The organism is Variovorax guangxiensis (assembly GCF_003952165.1).
Taxonomy (GTDB): Bacteria; Pseudomonadota; Gammaproteobacteria; order Burkholderiales; family Burkholderiaceae_C; genus Variovorax; species Variovorax guangxiensis.
Map to the genome: position 1 here is coordinate 232530 of NZ_RXFT01000009.1, position 17600 is coordinate 250129.

Consider the following 17600-nt stretch of genomic DNA (forward strand, 5'->3'; position numbering starts at 1 on the left):
GCGGCGCTCAGCGCGCCAGCACGGGCTTCAGCGCGACGCCCGTGTGCGTGCCGAGCCGCACCACCTCTTCGGGCGGCGCCGACGCGACGACGCGCCCGCCGGCGCTGCCGCCTTCGGGGCCGAGGTCGAGGATCCAGTCGGCCTCGGCGATCAGGTCGAGGTCGTGCTCGATCACCACCACGCTGTGGCCGCCGTTCACCAGACGGTGCAGCACGTGGATCAGCTTCTCGACGTCGGCCATGTGCAGGCCCACGGTCGGCTCGTCGAGCACGTACAGCGTGTGCGGCGCCTTCTGGCCGCGGCGGGTGATGTCGTCGCGCACCTTGCTGAGCTCGGTCACCAGCTTGATGCGCTGCGCCTCGCCGCCCGAGAGCGTGGGCGAGGGCTGCCCCAGCGTGAGGTAGCCCAGCCCCACGTCCTTCAGCAGCTGCAGCGGGTGGCTGATGTTGGGCATGCTCGCGAAGAACTCGACGGCCTCGTCGACTTCCATCTTCAGCACGTCGCCGATGCTCTTGCCGCGCCAGCTCACGGCCAGCGTCTCGGGGTTGAAGCGCGCGCCGTGGCACACCTCGCAGGGCACCTTCACGTCGGGCAGGAAGCTCATCTCGATGGTGCGCACGCCCGCGCCCTCGCAGCCCGGGCAGCGGCCTTCGCCGGTGTTGAAGCTGAAGCGCGCCGGGCCGTAGCCGCGGGCCTTGGCTTCGAGCGTGTCGGCGAAGAGCTTGCGGATGGTGTCCCAGAAGCCGATGTAGGTGGCCGGGCAGCTGCGCGGCGTCTTGCCGATGGGCGTCTGGTCGACCTCGAGCACGCGGTCGACGGTCTCGTAGCCCTCGACCTTGCGGCAGCCCGCCCACGCGGGACGCTTGCCGGCGGCGTCGGCGTCGCGGCCGGCCTTGGTCGAGCGCTGCGCCACGATGGCCTGCACGTTGGCCAGCAGCACGTCGCGCGCGAGCGTGGATTTGCCCGAACCGCTCACGCCGGTGACCACCACGAGGCGGCGCAGCGGCAGCGTGGCCGTCACGTCCTGCAGGTTGTGCAGGTTGGCGCCGTGCACCGTGAGCCATTCGCCGCTCTCTTCTGCCTTGGGGTCGGGCGACGGGATCAGCCGGCGCGCCTGCAGCGGATGCCGGATGGCGTCGCGCAGGTAGCGGCCGGTCTGCGAGTCGTCGGCCTTCTGGATGTCGGCGACCGTGCCCTCGGCGACCAGGCGGCCGCCGCGCTTGCCGGCGCTCGGGCCGATGTCGATGATGTGGTCGGCGCGGCGGATGGTGTCCTCGTCGTGCTCCACCACCACCAGCGTGTTGCCCTTGTCGCCGAGCTTGTGCAGCGCGTCGAGCAGGATCTGGTTGTCGCGCGCGTGCAGGCCGATGGTCGGCTCGTCGAGCACGTAGCACACGCCCTGCAGGTTGCTGCCGAGCTGCGCCGCCAGGCGGATGCGCTGCGCCTCGCCGCCCGAGAGCGTGGGCGCGCCGCGGTCCAGCGTGAGGTAGCCCAGGCCCACCTCTTCCAGGAACTCGAGCCGGCTGCGGATCTCGGGCACGAGGTCGCGCGCGATCTCGGCTTCTCGGCCGCTGAGCGCGAGCCCCTCGAACCACTGGCGCACCTCGGTCACGCTCATGCGCGCGAGTTCGGTGATGCCGATGCCGCCCGAGCCGTCGGCCGCGGTGCCGAAGCCCACGGCGCGCGCCGTGGCGTTCAGGCGCGTGCCTTCGCAGGTCGGGCAGGCCACGTCGGCCAGGTCTTCCACCTCCGGTTCGGCGAAGGTCTGCTCGCGGCCCTTGTCGTCGCCGGCCAGCACGGAGTCGTCGAACACCTTGCGCTGGTCCTTGCTGAGCTTGACGCCGGTGCCCACGCAGTCGGGGCACCAGCCGTGCTTGCTGTTGTAGCTGAACAGGCGCGGATCGAGCTCGGCATAGCTGGTGCTGCACACCGGGCAGGCGCGCAGCGTGGAGAACACGTGGACGCGGCCGATGCCGGCGGCGGACACGCCCGCCATCATCGCGGCGCGCAGCCCGTCGAGTTCGCTCAGCACGTGCACCACGCCCTTGCCGTGCTCGAGCGCCTTGGCCAGCGCCGCGCGCAGCTCGTTCTCGTTCGAGGGCAGCACGTCGAGGCTGGCCACCGGCAGCTCGATGCTGTGCTCCTTGAAGCGGTCGATGCGCGGGAAGCCGGTGGTCGGCAGGAAGTCGCCGTCCACGCGCAGGTGCGTGAAGCCGCGCGGGCGCGCCCAGTCGGCCAGCTCGGTGTACACGCCCTTGCGGTTGGTCACCAGCGGCGCGAGCAGGCCGATGTGCTGGCCCTTGAAGTTGCGCATGAGCTGCGCGGCGATGCTGTCGGGGGTCTGCGGCTGCACGGCCGCGCCGTCGTGGATGCAATGCTGGATGCCCAGCTTCACGTACAGCAGGCGCAGGAAGTGCCACACCTCGGTGGTGGTGCCCACCGTGCTCTTGCGGCCGCCGCGCGACAGGCGCTGCTCGATGGCCACCGTCGGCGGAATGCCGTACACCGCGTCCACCTCGGGCCGGCCCGCCGGCTGCACGATGCTGCGCGCGTAGGCGTTGAGCGATTCGAGGTACCGGCGCTGCCCTTCGTTGAAGAGGATGTCGAAGGCCAGCGTCGACTTGCCCGATCCGCTCACGCCCGTCACCACGCTGAACTTGCCGCGCGGAATGTCCACGCTCAGGTTCTTCAGGTTGTGCTCGCGCGCGTTGACGATCTGCACCGCATCTGCACCCGGCGCCGCCTTGGCGTTGGCGATGTAGCGGCGCGCGGCGCGCTCGGCCACCTTGTAGGCCTCGGGGCCGATGGCGAGTTCGTAGTCGGCCAGCGCGGCGCCGGTGAGCGAGGCGCGGTTCTCGCGCAGCTGCTCGGGCGTGCCCTCGGCCACCACCTGCCCGCCGCCCTCGCCGCCTTCGGGGCCGAGGTCGATGAGCCAGTCGCTCGCGCGGATCACGTCGAGGTTGTGCTCGATCACGATCAGCGAATGGCCGGCATCGAGCAGCTTGCGCAGCGCGCGCATGAGCCGCGCGATGTCGTCGAAGTGCAGGCCCGTGGTGGGCTCGTCGAACAGGAAGAGCGTGCCCTTGCGCGCCACCGACTGCTTGCTCGCGGTGGCGTTCTTCGCAGCCTCGGCCAGGAAGCCCGCGAGCTTCAGGCGCTGCGCCTCGCCGCCTGAGAGCGTGGGCACGGGCTGGCCGAGCTTGACGTAGTCCAGGCCCACGTCGGAAATGGGCTGCAGCACGCGCAGCACGTCGCGGTCGGCCTCGAACACCGCGGCCGCCTCGGCCACGGTGAGTTCGAGCACGTCGGCCACGTTGTAGCTGCGGCCCTTGCGTTCCACGCGCACTTCGAGGATCTCGGGGCGGTAGCGCTTGCCGTCGCAGTCGGGGCAGCGCAGGTACACGTCCGACAGGAACTGCATCTCGACGTGCTCGAAGCCCGAGCCGCCGCAGGTCGGGCAGCGCCCGTCGCCGGAGTTGAAGCTGAACTTGCTCGCGGTGTAGCCGCGCTGGCGCGAGAGCGTGGCCGTGGCGAAGATCTCGCGGATGGCGTCCCACGCGCCCACGTAGCTCGCGGGGTTGGAACGCGCGGTCTTGCCGATGGGCGACTGGTCGACGAACACCACGTCGCCCAGGTGGTCGGCGCCGAGCAGGCGGTCGTGCGCGCCGGGCGTCTCGGTGGCCTTGCCGAAGTGGCGCATCAGCGCGGGCGCCAGCACGTCCTGGATGAGCGTGGACTTGCCCGAGCCGCTCACGCCGGTCACGCACACCAGGCGCGCCAGCGGGAACTCGACCGTCACGTTCTTCAGGTTGTGCTCGCGCACGCCTTCGAGGATGAGCCGGTGCGTGTTCTCGCTCACCAGCCGCTTGAAGCCCATGCCGATCTTCTTGCGACCGCCCAGGTACAGGCCGGTGAGCGTGTCGGCGTCGCGCAGCTGGTCGGTGGTGCCGTCGAACACCACCTGCCCGCCGCGCGCGCCGGGGCCCGGGCCCATGTCGATCACGCGGTCGGCGGCCAGCATCACGGCCGGGTCGTGCTCGACCACCACCAGCGTGTTGCCCGCGTCGCGCAGGCGCAGCATGGCCTCGGTGATGCGGTTCATGTCGCGCGGGTGCAGGCCGATGCTGGGCTCGTCGAGCACGAAGAGCGTGTTGACCAGCGAGGTGCCCAGCGCCGTGGTCAGGTTGATGCGCTGCACCTCGCCGCCGCTGAGCGTGCGGCTCTGTCGGTCGAGCGTGAGGTAGCCGATGCCCACGTCGTGCAGGTAGCGCAGGCGGGTGGTGATTTCTTCGTGGAGCAGCTTGAGCGCCTGGGTTTCACCCTCACCCCTGCCCTCTCCCGCAAGCGGGAGAGGGAGCGATGCGGAATCCTCGGCCGGCTGTTCGGTCTTGCCCCCTCTCCCGCTTGCGGGAGAGGGTTGGGGTGAGGGCTGCTGCCGATCGAAAAACTGCCGCAGCCGCTCGATCGGCAGCAGCATCAGGTCATGCAGGCACAGCCCCGGCAGCGCTTCCAGCTGCGCGCGCGTCCACTTCGCGCCGGTCGGCATGAAGCGCTTCTCGGGCGGCAGGACGGCGTCGGCGTCTTCCTTGCTGCCGATGCGCCACAGCAGGCTCTCGAGCTTGAGGCGCGCGCCGCTGCAGGTGGGGCACGGCGTGTAGCTGCGGTACTTGGACAGCAGCACGCGGATGTGCATCTTGTACGCCTTGCTCTCCAGGTAGCCGAAGAAGCGGCGCACGCCGTACCACTGCTTGTTCCAGTTGCCTTCCTTGTAGTTGGGCGTGCCCTCGATCACCCAGTGCTTCTGCTCGTCGGTGAGCTTGTTCCAGGGCGTGTCGCGCGGGATGCCGGCCGCCTCCGCGTGGCGCATGAGGTCGTCCTGCGCCTCCTTCCAGGCGGGCGTCTGGATGGTCTTGATGGCGCCGGCGCGCAGCGTGAGCTTGTCGTTCGGAATGACCAGGCCCAGGTCGACGCCGATGACGCGGCCGAAGCCGCGGCAGGTGTCGCAGGCGCCCACGGCCGAGTTGAACGAGAACATCGACGGGATCGGGTCGGCGTAGCGGATGTCGCTCTCGGGGCAGTGCAGGCCGGTGGAGAACTTCCACACGTCGGTCACTGCGTTCTCTTCCGAGCCGGAGGCGTGCACCGTGACGCGCCCGCTGCCGCGCTTGAGCGCCACTTCGATGGCTTCCACCACGCGCGAGCGCTCGGCGCCGGACGCACGGAAGCGGTCGGCCACCACGTCGAGCACCTTGCGCGGACCGGTGGGCGTGGCCACCTCGCGCTCGGACTGCACGCGCGTGAAGCCGCTGGCGGAGAGCCACTGCGTGACTTCCTCGGCCGTGGTGCTCGCGGGCAGCTCGACCGGGAAGGTGACGACCAGGCGCGGATCGCCCGCAGCGGCCGCGCGCTCGACGATCTGCGCGTAGATGCTGTCGGGCGAATCGTGGCGCACCGGCAGCGCGGTCTCGCGGTCGAACAGGTTGGCCGCGCGCGCGAAGAGCAGCTTCAGGTGGTCGTTCAGCTCGGTCATCGTGCCGACCGTGGAGCGCGAGGAGCGCACGGGGTTGGTCTGGTCGATGGCGATGGCGGGCGGCACGCCTTCCACCTTGTCGACGGCCGGCTTGTCCATGCGGTCGAGGAACTGGCGCGCGTAGGCGGAGAAGGTCTCCACGTAGCGCCGCTGGCCTTCGGCATAAAGGGTGTCGAAGACGAGGCTCGACTTGCCCGAGCCGCTGGGCCCGGTGACCACCGTCATTTCGCCTGTGCGGATGTCGAGATCGAGGTTCTGGAGGTTGTGCTGGCGCGCGCCGCGAATCCGGATGGAGCCCTGTGTCATGAGTGCCTTGGGGGGTGGGGCAAACATTCTAGGGAGTGCCTCGTGACGGGTTTGCGCACTACGTCACAAGGTCGGTGGCTGCGCAGGGGTTTGTCCGGATGGAGTTAAAAACACTTTCAGAAACAAATAGCACATTTGTTTTCACGTTCGCCCGGCCGGGCGCCAGCATTGCTTCGAAAGGACTCCATGACGAAAACGCGCACGCTCTGCGCCGCCGCCCTGCTGGCCTTCAGCGCCCTGGGGGCGTCTGCCCAGATCCTGATCGGCCAGACCGCCGGCATGACCGGCTCGGTGGCCGCGAGCGTGAACGAGACCATCGGCGGCGCGAACCTGGTGATCGACGCGGTCAACGCGCAGGGCGGCATCCATGGCGAGAAGATCGAAGTGCTGCGCATGGACGACGGCTTCGACGTGAAGCGCGCCAGCGAGAACGCACGCGTGCTGATCGAGGAGAAGAAGGTGCTGGCGCTCTTCATGAGCCGCGGCACGCCGCACTCGCAGGCGATCATTCCCTGGCTCGACAAGAACGACGTGGCGCTCATCGGCCCTTCCACCGGCGCGATGGTGCTGCACAAGCCGCTGCAGAAGCACGTGTTCAACGTGCGCGCCACCTACCAGCGCGAAGCCGAGAAGGCCGTGCAGCACCTGCTGACCATCGGCCTCACGCGCATCGCGGTGGTGCACGTGACCGACTCCTTCGGCACCGACGCGCTCGAAGGCGCGATGACCGGCTTCAGCAAGGGCAACGCCAAGCCGACCGTGATCATCCCGGCCGACCGCGACAAGCCCGACTACAAGACCATCGTGCCCGCCATCAAGGGCGCCGACGCGCAGGCCGTGGTGTGGATCGGCTCCGGCGTGGCCGTGGTCGACGGCATCAAGGCGCTGCGCGCCGCGGGCTCGGCCGCGCAGGTGGTCACGCTGTCGAACAACGCCTCCTCGGGCTTCATCAAGCAGCTCGGCGACGCGAGCCGCGGCGTGATCGTGACGCAGGTGTTTCCCAACGAGCGCTCGCTGGGCCATCCGATGGTGAAGGAAGCCCTGGCTCTCGCGCAGGCCAAGGGCCAATCGGAACTGTCGCCGGCCGCGCTCGAAGGCTTCGCCTCGGCCAAGGTGCTGGTGGAGGCGCTGCGCCGCGCCGGCCCCAAGCCCACGCGCGCCAGGATGGTGGCCGCCCTCGACAGCCTGCGCGGCTACGACCTGGGCGGCGGGCTGGAGGTGAGCTATTCGCCCACCGACCACAGCGGCATCGATTTCGCGGACCTCTCGATCATCAGCGACGGTCGCTTCAAGCGTTGAGTCCCCGCCCCGAGAGGGGCGAGTTTGAACGGCCCGCCGGCACAACCGGCGGGCCGCTTTTTTTCCGGGCGCTGGAAACCTTGGTTTGACAGGGTTTGCGCGAGCTAGCGAGACGTGACGTTCAGCAACACATTACACAGTTTCTGACAGAGGCGACCGCTTCCTGGAAAGGCTTTGCTCGATGAAGAAGACGTTCACGTCCTGCGCCGCTGCGCTGTTCCTGGCCATGATGGCGCCGGGGGCGGCGGCCCAGATCCTGATCGGCCAGTCGGCCGACCTCTCGGGCCCCGTGGCGGCCAGCGTCAAGGAAACCATCATGGGCTCGCAGCTGGTCATCGACCAGGTCAACGCCCAGGGCGGCATCAACGGCGAGCAGATCGAGGTCATCCGCATGGACGACGGTCTCGACGCCAAGCGCTCGCTGGAGAACACGCGCGTGCTCATCGAGGACAAGAAGGTCGTCGCGCTGCTGCTGAACCGCGGCACGCCCAACACGCTCGCGGTGATCCCGCTGCTCGACAAGTACGGGGTGGCGCTGGTCGGCCCCTCCACCGGCGCGATGGCGCTGCACAAGCCGCTGCAGAAGAACATCTTCAACGTGCGCTCCACCTACCAGCGCGAGGCAGAGAAGGCGGTGCAGCACCTGCAGACCACCGGCATCCAGCGCATCGCCGTCGTTCAGGCCGACGACTCCTTCGGCAAGGACGCGATGGAAGGCGCGAACAAGGGCTTCGAGAAGGCCAACCTGAAGCCGGCCGTGGTGGCGCTGGCCGACCGCAACAAGCCCGACTACGCGGCCATCGTCCCGCAACTCACCAAGGCCAACGCGCAGGCGGTGCTGTGGATCGGCTCGGGCACGGCCGTGACCGACGGCGTGAAGGCGCTGCGTGCTGCCGGCTCGGCGGCGCAGATCATCACGCTGTCGAACAACGCGGCCTCGGGCTTCATCAAGGAACTGGGCTCGGCCAGCGCGGGCGTGATCATCACGCAGGTGCTGCCCTACGAGCGCTCCTTCGGCCATCCGCTCATCAAGGAAGCGTTGGCGCTGGCCAAGGCCAAGGGCCAGAACGAGCTCTCGCCCGCGCTGCTCGAAGGCTTCGTCGCCACGAAGGTGATGGTGGAGGCTCTGCGCCGCACGGGGCCGAAGCCCACGCGCGCGAAGCTGATCGCCACGCTGAATGCCTTCCAGTACGACGTGGGCGGCGGGCTCGACATCAGCTACTCGCCGACCGACCACACCGGCATCGACTACGTAGACCTGTCGATCGTCAGCGACGGCAAGTTCAAGAGATAGGCTCGCCCGGCCTCACTTCGGCGCGGCGGCGGGCGCGGGTTCGTGCGTGGTGGTGTCGCCACCATGCTTCTCGCCCGACATGTCGACCTTGTCACCGGCCTTCGAGATCACGTACAGGGCAATGGCGGCGAAGATGACGAAGCCGACGACGAGTTTCCACATGGGTTTTGTCTCCTGGATGGTTCAAGAAAAAGGCCTCATGCGGTCGGCATGAAGCCTCTTTGTTGAACGGAGGGCGGCGCCCTCCTGCCTGTTCTTCGGCGACGGTCAGTCGTTAGCGTAGATGTCCACGTCCTTCGTCTCGCGGATGAACAGCGTGCCCACCACCAGCGTGATGCCGGCGATGATGATCGGATACCACAGGCCGTTGAACATGTTGCCGGTCGAGGCCACGATGGCGAAGGCGGTGGTCGGCAGCAGGCCGCCGAACCAGCCGTTGCCGATGTGGTAGGGCAGGCTCATCGAGGTGTAGCGGATGCGCGTGGGGAAGAGCTCCACCAGCATCGCGGCGATCGGGCCGTAGACCATGGTCACCAGCAGCACCAGCCAGAACAGCAGCACCACCGTCAGCACCTTGTTCATCTTCGCGGGGTCGGCCTTGGCCGGGTAGCCGGCGATCTTCAGGTCTTCGGCCACGCCCTTCTTGAAGGCGGCGATTTCCTTGACGGAGTTCTCGTCGAACTTCGAATTCACGACGTTGCCGACGGGTGCCTCGACCGACTTGTCGCCGATCTTCACGATGGCCTTCGAACCCGGCGCGCCGGCCACGTTCTCATAGCTCACCGAGTTCTGAACCAGGTAGCGCTTGGCGATGTCGCACGAGCTCTTGAAGTCGATCTCGCGAGCCACCGGGTTGCCCTGGAAGGAGCAGGTCGCCGGGTCCGCCGTCACCGTCACGCCGGCGGTGGCCTGTGCGCGGGCCAGGTCGGGGTTGGCGGCTTCGGTCAGCATCTTGAAGACCGGGAAGTAGGTGACCACGGCCAGCAGGCAGCCGGCCATGATGATCGGCTTGCGGCCGATCTTGTCCGACAGCGTGCCGAACACCACGAAGAAGGGCGTGCCCAGCAGCAGCGCGGCGGCGATCATCAGGTTGGCCGTGGTGGCGTCGACCTTCAGCTGCGCCGTCAGGAAGAAGAGCGCGTAGAACTGGCCCGAGTACCAGACCACCGCCTGGCCGGCCGTCAGGCCCACCAGCGCCAGGATCACGATCTTCAGGTTCTTCCACTGGCCGAAGGATTCGGCCAGAGGCGCCTTGGAGGTCTTGCCCTCGGCCTTCATCTTCTGGAAGGCGGGCGACTCGGACAGCGTCAGGCGGATCCACACCGAGATGCCCAGCAGCAGGATCGACACCAGGAACGGAACGCGCCAGCCCCAGTCGTTGAAGGCCGCCTCGCCCATGAACTCGCGCACGCCCAGGATCACCAGCAGGCTCAGGAACAGGCCGAGCGTGGCGGTGGTCTGGATCCACGAGGTGTAGGCGCCGCGCTTGCCGTGCGGCGCGTGCTCGGCCACGTAGGTGGCGGCACCGCCGTACTCGCCGCCGAGCGCGAGGCCCTGCAGCATGCGCAGCGCGATCAGGATCACCGGCGCCGCGACGCCGATGGTCGCGTAGCTGGGCAGCAGGCCGACGATGAAGGTCGACAGGCCCATGATCAGGATCGTCACCAGGAAGGTGTACTTGCGACCGATCATGTCGCCCAGCCGGCCGAACACGATGGCGCCGAACGGACGCACCAGGAAGCCGGCGGCGAAGGCCAGCAGCGCGAAGATGAAGGCGGCGCCCGCATCCAGGCCGCTGAAGAACTGCTTCGCGATGATCGCGGCCAGCGAACCGTAGAGGTAGAAGTCGTACCACTCGAACACGGTGCCCAGCGAGGAGGCGAAGATGACTTTCTTCTCCTCCGAGGACATGGGCCGGGGGGCCGGGTGCGGCACTCCCCTCGAATCTAGTGTGGCTGCCATTGGTCGTCTCCTGTGTGTATGCGTTCATTCGTTCCCGGAATCCGGGACCGTGCGGCATTCTTGGAGGCGCGACTGACCCGAGCCTTTCGCGAAACTGAACCGGCGCTTACGGTTTAGGGTGAAACCCGCGCAGCACGTTTCAGCCTGTAAGAAATCGGGGCGCTTTTCCGGCGCCCGCGGGTTTGTACTCAGCCCTGTTTGCTGCTGCGCAGCAAGGCCGGGCGCTGGTCCGCCGAAGCCCACTCGGGGCCGTCGAACCACGCATCGCCCGACAGGTAGGCGCGCAGCATCTGCAGGCCGTCGAAGCCCCAGAACAGGCGGCCGTCGACCACGTAGGTCGGCGTGCCGAACACGCCCTGGCGCAGGGCCTCTTCGGTGTTGCGCTTGAGCAGGGCCTTGCTCTCCTCGCTGTTCGCGTCGCGCTTCGGCCCGAGCTGCGCGGTGAGCGCGGCGAGCCGCGCGGGGTCGCCCGCTTCCTCGCCGCCGCGCCACACGTGGCGGAAGATGGTCTCGGCCACGAGGCGGCTGATGGTGCCGTCGTCGCCCGTGGATACCGCCAGCCGCAGGTGCGCCAGCGGGTTGTAAGGATGCGAGGCCGGCATCCGGATCTCTATGCCGTGCGTGTGGCCCAGCCAGAGCACGTGGCGGTAGGTCCAGCTGCGCTTCGACGGAATCTCCGCCGGGCCGAGCTGGCCGTGCTGCTTGAGCAGCGCGCCAAGCAGCACCGGCCTGTAGGCCACGCTGTAGCTCAGGCCCTCGAGCGCTTCGGGCAGGTGCTCGAAGGCGAGGTGCGCGTAGGGCGAGATGAAGTCGAGATGGAAGTCGATGTGCTTCATGGGCTGCTGTCTCCTGGGTTCGCCGCGGGCACGCGCCAGATGCCGGCCTTCGCCCGCAACTCTATCGCCCGCCACACGTGGCGCCGGGTCTCGTCTTCCATCCTGCTCCAGCCCGCGATCTCGGGGATGGTGCGCAGGCAGCCTTCGCAGAAGCCGCTCAGGCGATCCATGCGGCACACCGAGCAGCACGGCGAAGGCACATCGCCCGCCGCGGCCTGCACCGCCACGGCGCGTTCGGCCAGCGTCTCGGCTTCCGCGAAATTCACACCACGTCGGCCACCGGCGCGCCGGTGAGCTTCTCGAGGTCGTGCGGGCGCAGCTGGAACACCGCGTGCGGGTGGCCGGCTGCCGCCCAGATCTCCTCGAAGCGGAAGAGCTCGCGGTCGATCAGCACCACGGGCGGCGTCAGGTGGCCCACGGGCGACACGCCGCCGATGGTGAAGCCGGTGCGCGACTTCACGAAGTCGGCGTCGGCGCGGCCGGTCTTGCCGACCAGCGCGTCGACCTTCTTCTCGTCCACGCGCTTGTCGCCCGAGGTGATGACCAGCACCGCCGACTCGTCGCTCTTGCGCCGGAAGATGATGCTCTTGGCGATCTGCCCGACCGCGATGCCGAGCGCGTCGGCCGCCTGCTGCGCGGTGCGGCAGGCGTCGTCGAGCATGCGTGGGGAGTGGGGGTGGCCGGCATCCTGCAGGGCGCGGGAAACGCGCTGGACGCCTTCGGGGAGGTTATGGAGTTCGGATCCGCACATGATGGCTTCGAATCTATCAGGCTGCCGGGCCGTGGGCGCGGGCTCCGTCAGGCGCTGCGCTTGAACAGGAACAGCATCGCGCCCATCGCCATCAGCACGCCGCCGAAGACGCGGTTCTGCGCGCGCCGTGCGCGCACGCTGCGCAGCATGCCCTGCAGCCGCGCGGCCAGCCAGGCATAGCCGTGCATCACGGTCACGTCGACCATCACCGTGGTGGCCAGCAGCACCAGCAGCTGCAGCCACAGGGGCCGCGTCGGCTGGATGAACTGCGGCAGCACCGCAGCCATGAAGACAATGCCCTTGGGGTTGGTCACGTTGGTGAGGAAGCCGCGCAGCACGCGCTGCGGTGCCGTGAGGTCGGGTTCAGCCGCCTGCGTCGCGCCGCCCTCGATCTTCGCGACGGGCGCACGCCACTGGCGCCAGCCCAGCCACAGCAGATAGCACGCGCCCACCACCTTGACGACCAGGAACGCGCTGGCCGAGGCGGTGAGCACCGCACCCACGCCAAGGCCGGCCACCAGCAGGATCACCGCGAGCCCCAGCTGCAGCCCCACGATGGTCGCCGTGGTGCGCCGCACGCCGTAGCTGAGCCCGTGGCTCATGCTGAGCACCGCGCCCGAACCGGGCGACACCGCGATGACGCAACTGGCCACCAGGAATGCAAGCCACACATGCAGATCCACTGACTACTCCCGCTTATCTATCTGTTCGATTCAGCGCTTCAGCCGGCCCGCTTGGTGCGGATGGCCTTCGAGGCGCGCGAGTTCGGCTCGCGGCCCAGCGCCTCGCTGATGTAGACGCCCGCGTCGATCAGCCTGTCGAGATCGATGCCGGTCTCGATGCCCATGCCGTGCAGCATGTAGACCACGTCCTCGGTCGCCACGTTGCCGGTCGCGCCCTTGGCATAGGGGCAGCCGCCCAGGCCGGCCGAGGACGACTGGAAGTTCCACACGCCCAGTTCGAGCGCCGCGAGCGTGTTGGCGAGCGCCTGCCCGTAGGTGTCGTGGAAGTGGCCGGAAATGGCGTCGACGCCGAAGTGCGCCAGCGTGGCTTCCATCGCGGCCTGCACCTTGCGCGGCGTGCCCACGCCGATGGTGTCGGCCACGTCCACGCGCTGCACGCCGATGCCCTTCATCAGCTGCGCGAGGTAGCCGACCTTGGCCGGCGCGATCTCGCCTTCATAGGGGCAGCCGACCGTGCACGACATCGCGCCGCGCACACGGATGCCCTTCTCGAGCGCCGCCGCCACCACCGGTGCGAAGCGCTCGATGCTCTCGGCGATGGAGCAGTTGATGTTCTTCTGGCTGAAGGCCTCGCTGGCGGCGCCGAACACCACGATCTCGTCGGGCCACTCCTCGCGCGGCGCGGCGATGGCCGCCTCGAAGCCCTTCATGTTGGGCGTGAGCACCGAATAGAGCACGCCGGGCTTGCGGCCGATGCCGTGCATCACCTCGGCGTTGTCGGCCATCTGCGGCACCCACTTGGGGCTCACGAAGCTGGTGACCTCGATCTCCTTCAGGCCCGCGTCCTGCAGGCGGTGCACGAGGCCGATCTTCACTTCGGCGGACACGGGCTGCTTTTCGTTCTGCAGGCCGTCGCGCGGGCCGACGTCGACGAGCCTGACTTGGGTGGGGAGTTTCATGGGATGTCTCTTGTATCGCTGGAGGATGGAAGACCGCCTTCGATTGTCGGCCACATGGAAATCCCCTGCCTGGTACAGAAGCCGGGGAAGGTAGCAATGCGCGCCTGCGAGGTTGCAAATGGCGCCAGGCGATCGGTGCTAGGCTGTTTCCCTCTGCTCGAAGCCGTCGGGCGGGGCCTGGGCCGCGATGGCACCGGCCGGATCGCCAACGTCGACCGCATCGACGCGCGCGCCTTCCGGCCCCTGGCGCGCCCAGCGGATCAGCTCTTCCACCGCAGAAGCCTCACCGGCCACGAGCGCCTCGACGCTGCCGTCGCGCCGGTTGCGCACCCAGCCGCGCACACGCAGGCGCTTCGCCGCCTGCACCATCGACCAGCGATAGCCCACGCCCTGCACGAGGCCGCGGATGGCGAGATGGCGGGCGACGGTGTTCATGGCTCCAGAGAGATCAGTACGACTTGGGCAGCCCCAGCGCCTTCTCGGCGATGAAGTTCAGGATCATCTGTGGGCTGACGGGCGCGATGCGCGGGATGTAGCTCTCGCGCAGCAGCCGCTCCACATGGTATTCCTTCGCGTAGCCCATGCCGCCGAGCGTGAGCACCGCGTTCTGGCAGGCATCGTGCGCCGCCTCGGCCGCGAGGTACTTGGCGGCGTTGGCCTCGATGCCGCAGGGCTCGCCCGCGTCGTAGAGCGTGGCGGCCTTCAGCATCATCAGGTCGGCCGCCTCCAGGTTGGCCCAGGCGCGCGCCAGCGGATGCGCCACGCCCTGGTTCTGGCCGATGGGCCGGCCGAACACGACGCGCTCCTGTGCGTACTGCGAAGCGATGCGCAGCGCCGCGCGGCCGATGCCGATGGCTTCCGCCGCGATCAATATGCGCTCGGGGTTGAGGCCATGCAGGATGTATTCGAAGCCCCTGCCCTCCTCGCCGATGCGGTCTTCCTCGGGCACCTCGAGCCCGTCGATGAAGAGCATGTTGGAGTCCACCGCCGCGCGGCCCAGCTTGTGGATCTCGCGCACCTCGACGCGGGCGCGGTCCAGCGGCGTGTAGAACAGCGTGAGGCCCTGCGTGGGCTTCTTCACCTGGTCGAGCGGCGTGGTGCGCGTGAGGATCAGCATGCGGTCGGCCACCTGCGCGGTCGAGATCCAGATCTTGCGCCCGTGCAGCACGTAGCCGCCTTCGGGCTGGCGCACGGCCTGGGTCTTGAGGCTGGTGGTGTCGAGCCCCGCGTCGGGCTCGGTGACTGCGAAGCAGGCCTTCTCGGTGCCCGCGATCAGCGGCGGCAGGAAGCGCTGGCGTTGCTCCTCGCTGCCGAACACCACCACCGGGTTGAGCCCGAAGATGTTCATGTGCACCGACGACGCACCCGACATGCCCGCGCCCGATGCGCTGATGGCGCGCATCATCAGCGCCGCCTCGGTGATGCCCAGCCCCGCGCCGCCCTGCGCCTCGGGCATGGCGATGCCGAGCCAGCCGCTCTCGGCCACGGCGCGGTGGAACTCGTGCGGGAACACGGCGCGGTCGTCGTGGTCGCGCCAGTAGTCGATGGGAAAGTCCTCGCAGAGGCGTTCGATGGCGGCGACCAGCGAGCGCTGGTCTTCGTTCAAGGAGAAATTCATTCTTCGCTGTCTTTCGTGGGTTCAGGTTGCAGCGTGACGCCGCCTTCGAGCATGCGGGCGATGGCCTCTTCGCCGTAGCCCGCTTCTCGCAGCAGCTCCACGCTCTGCTCGCCGATGCGCGGCGCGGGGCGGCGGATGGCGGCTGGCGTGGCGCTGTAGCGGCCGACCGGGGCGAGCGTGCGGATGCGGCCCTCGCTCGGGTGGTCGAGTTCGGGATAGAAGCCGACGGCGCGCAGGTGCGGGTCGTCGAGCAGGCTTTCGGTGCTGTGCAGGCGCGCGACCGGGATGTCGGCGGCGGACAGCGCGGCAAACCATTCGTCGCTGGTGCGCGTGGCCATCACCTCGGCCACGAAGGCATACACCGCGCCGATGTTCGCGGCGCGCGCGGTGTGCGTGCCGAACATCGGCGAGCCGCGCAGTTCGGGCCGGCCGATCACGTCGAAGAAGGCCTGCCAGTGCTTGTCGTTGTAGATCAGCACGCTGAGGTAGCCGTCGGCCGTGGCGTAGGGCTTGCGGTGCGGCGCGAGCAGGCGCGCGTAGCCGGTGGGCCCCAGCGGCGGCTCGAAGCTGTGGCCGCCGAGGTGGTCGCCCATCACGAACTGCGACAGCGCCTCGAACATCGGCACCTCCACGGCCTGGCCCTTGCCGGTGCGCTGGGCATGCAGCACGGCCGCGAGCAGCGCGATGGCGGCCTGCAGCCCCACCGCGCGGTCGGCCAGCGTGACGGGCGCGTAGCGCGGCGCGCTGCCGCTCTGCTGCGCGAAGAGGGAGGCCACGCCGGCCGCGCCCTGGATCAGGTCGTCGTAGGCAGGCTTGCCCGCATACGGCCCCTGCTCGCCATAGCCGAATGCGCCGAGGTAGACGATCTTCGGGTTCACCGCCGACACCGCCTCGTAGCCCAGCCCGAGCCGCGCCATCGCCTGCGGCCGCGTGTTGTAGATCAGCGCGTCGCAGCCCGCTGCGAGCCGCAGGCAGGCCTCGCGGCCCTCGGGCTGCTTGAGGTCGAGCACGATGGAGCGCTTGTTGCGGTTGAGGTGCATCGCCATCGCGCCCATGCCCGGGTTGCGCATCGGGCCGACGGCGCGCAGGTTGTCGCCGCCGGGCGGCTCGACCTTGATGACGTCGGCGCCCAGGTCGCCCAGCGTCTGGGTGGCATAGGGGCCCATCACCACGGCCGTGAGGTCGAGGATGCGGATGCCCTGGAGAGGTCCGGAGGAGTTCATGTCTTCGCTCCTTCCCCCTCTGGGGGAAGGCTGGGATGGGGGCAGGCAGAGCGCCAGGTGGGGACGCCGCGTGCCCCCACCCCTGCCCTCCCCCAGCGGGGGAGGGGGAAACTCAGATCGCTCATTCGGGCTGTATCCCCGCGGCCTGGATCAGCTTCTTCCACTTCGCCAGCTCCGAGACGGTGAACGCGCCCAGCTCTTCCGGCGTGCTGCCGAAGGCGTCGAAGCCCAGCTTCGCCACGCGCTCGCGGAACACCGGGCCGTTCGCCATGTCGGCCAGCACCTTGTTGAGCTTCAGCACGATGTCCCGCGGCGTGCCCGCCGGCGCGAACACGCCGTTCCACGAGGTGATGTCGAAGCCCTTGAGTTCGGGCGTGTCGGCCAGCGGCGGCAGTTCGGGAAAGAGCTTGGTGCGCTCCTGCGTAGTGACGGCGATTGCCCGCATCTTGCCGGCCTTCACCGTGGCCAGGCCCGCCGCGAGGTCGACCACCATCATCGACACCTGCCCGCCGATCAGGTCGGCGATGGCCGGCGGCGTGCTCTTGTAGGGCACGTGCAGCATCGGCACGCCGCTCATGCGCGAGAGCGTGGCGCCGCTCACGATGCCGGTGCTGTTGCCGCTCGCGTAGGTCAGCTTGCCGGGATGCGCGCGGCCCCAGGCCAGCAGCTCGGCCACGCTCTTCACGGGCAGGTCGTTGTTCACCACCAGCATGAAGGGCAGGTTGCCCATGCGGCTGACGGGCGCGAAGTCTTTCACCGGGTCGTAGGGCAGCGACTTCATCAGGCTCGGGTTGGCCGAGTGCGTGGTGTTGGTGGTCATGAACAGCGTGTAGCCGTCGGGCGCCGCCTTGGCGACGTACTCGGCCGCAATCACGCCGTTGGCGCCCGCCCTGTTGTCGATGATGACCGAGGCCTTGAGCGCATCGCCGAGCATCTGTCCCGCGATGCGCGCCACCGCGTCGGTGCCGCTGCCTGCGGCGAAGGGCACGACGATGCGTATGGGCTGCTTCGGATAGCCGTCCTGCGCGAAGGCCCAGGGCATGGCGCCCGCGAGGCCCGCGGCGGCGCCGATGGAAATGAAACGGCGACGGTTCGCCATCGCGGCCGGTTGCCCGGTCGCGTTCTTGGTTGTCTGCATT

At 68.9% G+C, this 17600-nt stretch carries 14 protein-coding genes; 2 read left to right on the forward strand and 12 right to left on the reverse strand.

The window, feature by feature from the left end:
• Positions 1–7: 7 nt before the first annotated feature.
• Complete coding sequence (gene uvrA / locus EJP67_RS21495; RefSeq protein ID WP_126023818.1) at positions 8–5836, reverse strand: excinuclease ABC subunit UvrA; 5829 nt, start codon at positions 5834–5836, stop codon at positions 8–10.
• Positions 5837–6022: 186 nt separating this feature from the next.
• Between uvrA and EJP67_RS21500 the strand changes: the two genes are divergently transcribed.
• Both EJP67_RS21500 and EJP67_RS21505 read left to right on the forward strand, forming a co-directional pair.
• A complete protein-coding gene (locus EJP67_RS21500) occupies positions 6023–7135 on the forward strand; it encodes an ABC transporter substrate-binding protein (RefSeq protein WP_126023731.1) in 1113 nt (370 codons plus the stop codon).
• A 181-nt stretch (positions 7136–7316) separates the two neighbouring features.
• Positions 7317–8429, forward strand: a complete 1113-nt coding sequence (locus tag EJP67_RS21505) for an ABC transporter substrate-binding protein (protein WP_126023732.1) — start codon at positions 7317–7319, stop codon at positions 8427–8429.
• Between the two features lie 12 nt (positions 8430–8441).
• Here the strand turns inward: EJP67_RS21505 and EJP67_RS33675 are convergent, their stop codons facing one another.
• The 11 genes from EJP67_RS33675 to EJP67_RS21555 form a co-directional block, all read right to left on the reverse strand.
• Positions 8442–8591: a hypothetical protein gene (locus EJP67_RS33675; RefSeq protein ID WP_019656389.1), complete on the reverse strand. Its 150-nt coding sequence runs from the start codon at positions 8589–8591 to the stop codon at positions 8442–8444.
• A gap of 105 nt (positions 8592–8696) precedes the next feature.
• A complete protein-coding gene (locus EJP67_RS21510; RefSeq protein ID WP_126023733.1) occupies positions 8697–10391 on the reverse strand; it encodes an MFS transporter in 1695 nt (564 codons plus the stop codon).
• A gap of 188 nt (positions 10392–10579) precedes the next feature.
• On the reverse strand, positions 10580–11227 hold the full coding sequence (locus EJP67_RS21515; protein ID WP_126023734.1) for a 2-hydroxychromene-2-carboxylate isomerase: 648 nt from the start codon (positions 11225–11227) through the stop codon (positions 10580–10582).
• Positions 11224–11493 (reverse strand): DUF1289 domain-containing protein, encoded by a 270-nt coding sequence (locus EJP67_RS21520; protein WP_126023735.1) that lies wholly within the window; start codon positions 11491–11493, stop codon positions 11224–11226. Before EJP67_RS21520 ends, EJP67_RS21515 begins: the two co-directional genes overlap by 4 nt.
• A complete protein-coding gene (locus EJP67_RS21525; RefSeq protein WP_126023736.1) occupies positions 11490–11978 on the reverse strand; it encodes a YbaK/EbsC family protein in 489 nt (162 codons plus the stop codon). The genes EJP67_RS21520 and EJP67_RS21525 overlap by 4 nt, the downstream gene beginning before the upstream one ends.
• Before the next feature lie 47 nt (positions 11979–12025).
• The gene (locus EJP67_RS21530) at positions 12026–12661 is read right to left on the reverse strand and encodes a LysE family transporter (RefSeq protein ID WP_126023737.1); all 636 of its coding nucleotides are present in this window, start codon (positions 12659–12661) and stop codon (positions 12026–12028) included.
• Positions 12662–12699: 38 nt separating this feature from the next.
• Positions 12700–13620 carry a hydroxymethylglutaryl-CoA lyase gene (locus EJP67_RS21535; protein ID WP_126023738.1) on the reverse strand — a complete coding sequence of 307 codons (921 nt, stop codon included), beginning with the start codon at positions 13618–13620 and terminating at the stop codon, positions 12700–12702.
• A 138-nt stretch (positions 13621–13758) separates the two neighbouring features.
• Positions 13759–14055: an acylphosphatase gene (locus tag EJP67_RS21540; protein WP_126023739.1), complete on the reverse strand. Its 297-nt coding sequence runs from the start codon at positions 14053–14055 to the stop codon at positions 13759–13761.
• A gap of 13 nt (positions 14056–14068) precedes the next feature.
• Positions 14069–15238 carry an acyl-CoA dehydrogenase family protein gene (locus EJP67_RS21545; RefSeq protein ID WP_126023740.1) on the reverse strand — a complete coding sequence of 390 codons (1170 nt, stop codon included), beginning with the start codon at positions 15236–15238 and terminating at the stop codon, positions 14069–14071.
• On the reverse strand, positions 15235–16461 hold the full coding sequence (locus EJP67_RS21550) for a CaiB/BaiF CoA transferase family protein (RefSeq protein WP_126023741.1): 1227 nt from the start codon (positions 16459–16461) through the stop codon (positions 15235–15237). Before EJP67_RS21550 ends, EJP67_RS21545 begins: the two co-directional genes overlap by 4 nt.
• A gap of 121 nt (positions 16462–16582) precedes the next feature.
• Positions 16583–17599, reverse strand: coding sequence for a Bug family tripartite tricarboxylate transporter substrate binding protein (locus EJP67_RS21555; RefSeq protein WP_126023742.1), 1017 nt, complete (start codon positions 17597–17599; stop codon positions 16583–16585).
• Position 17600 lies beyond the last annotated feature (1 nt).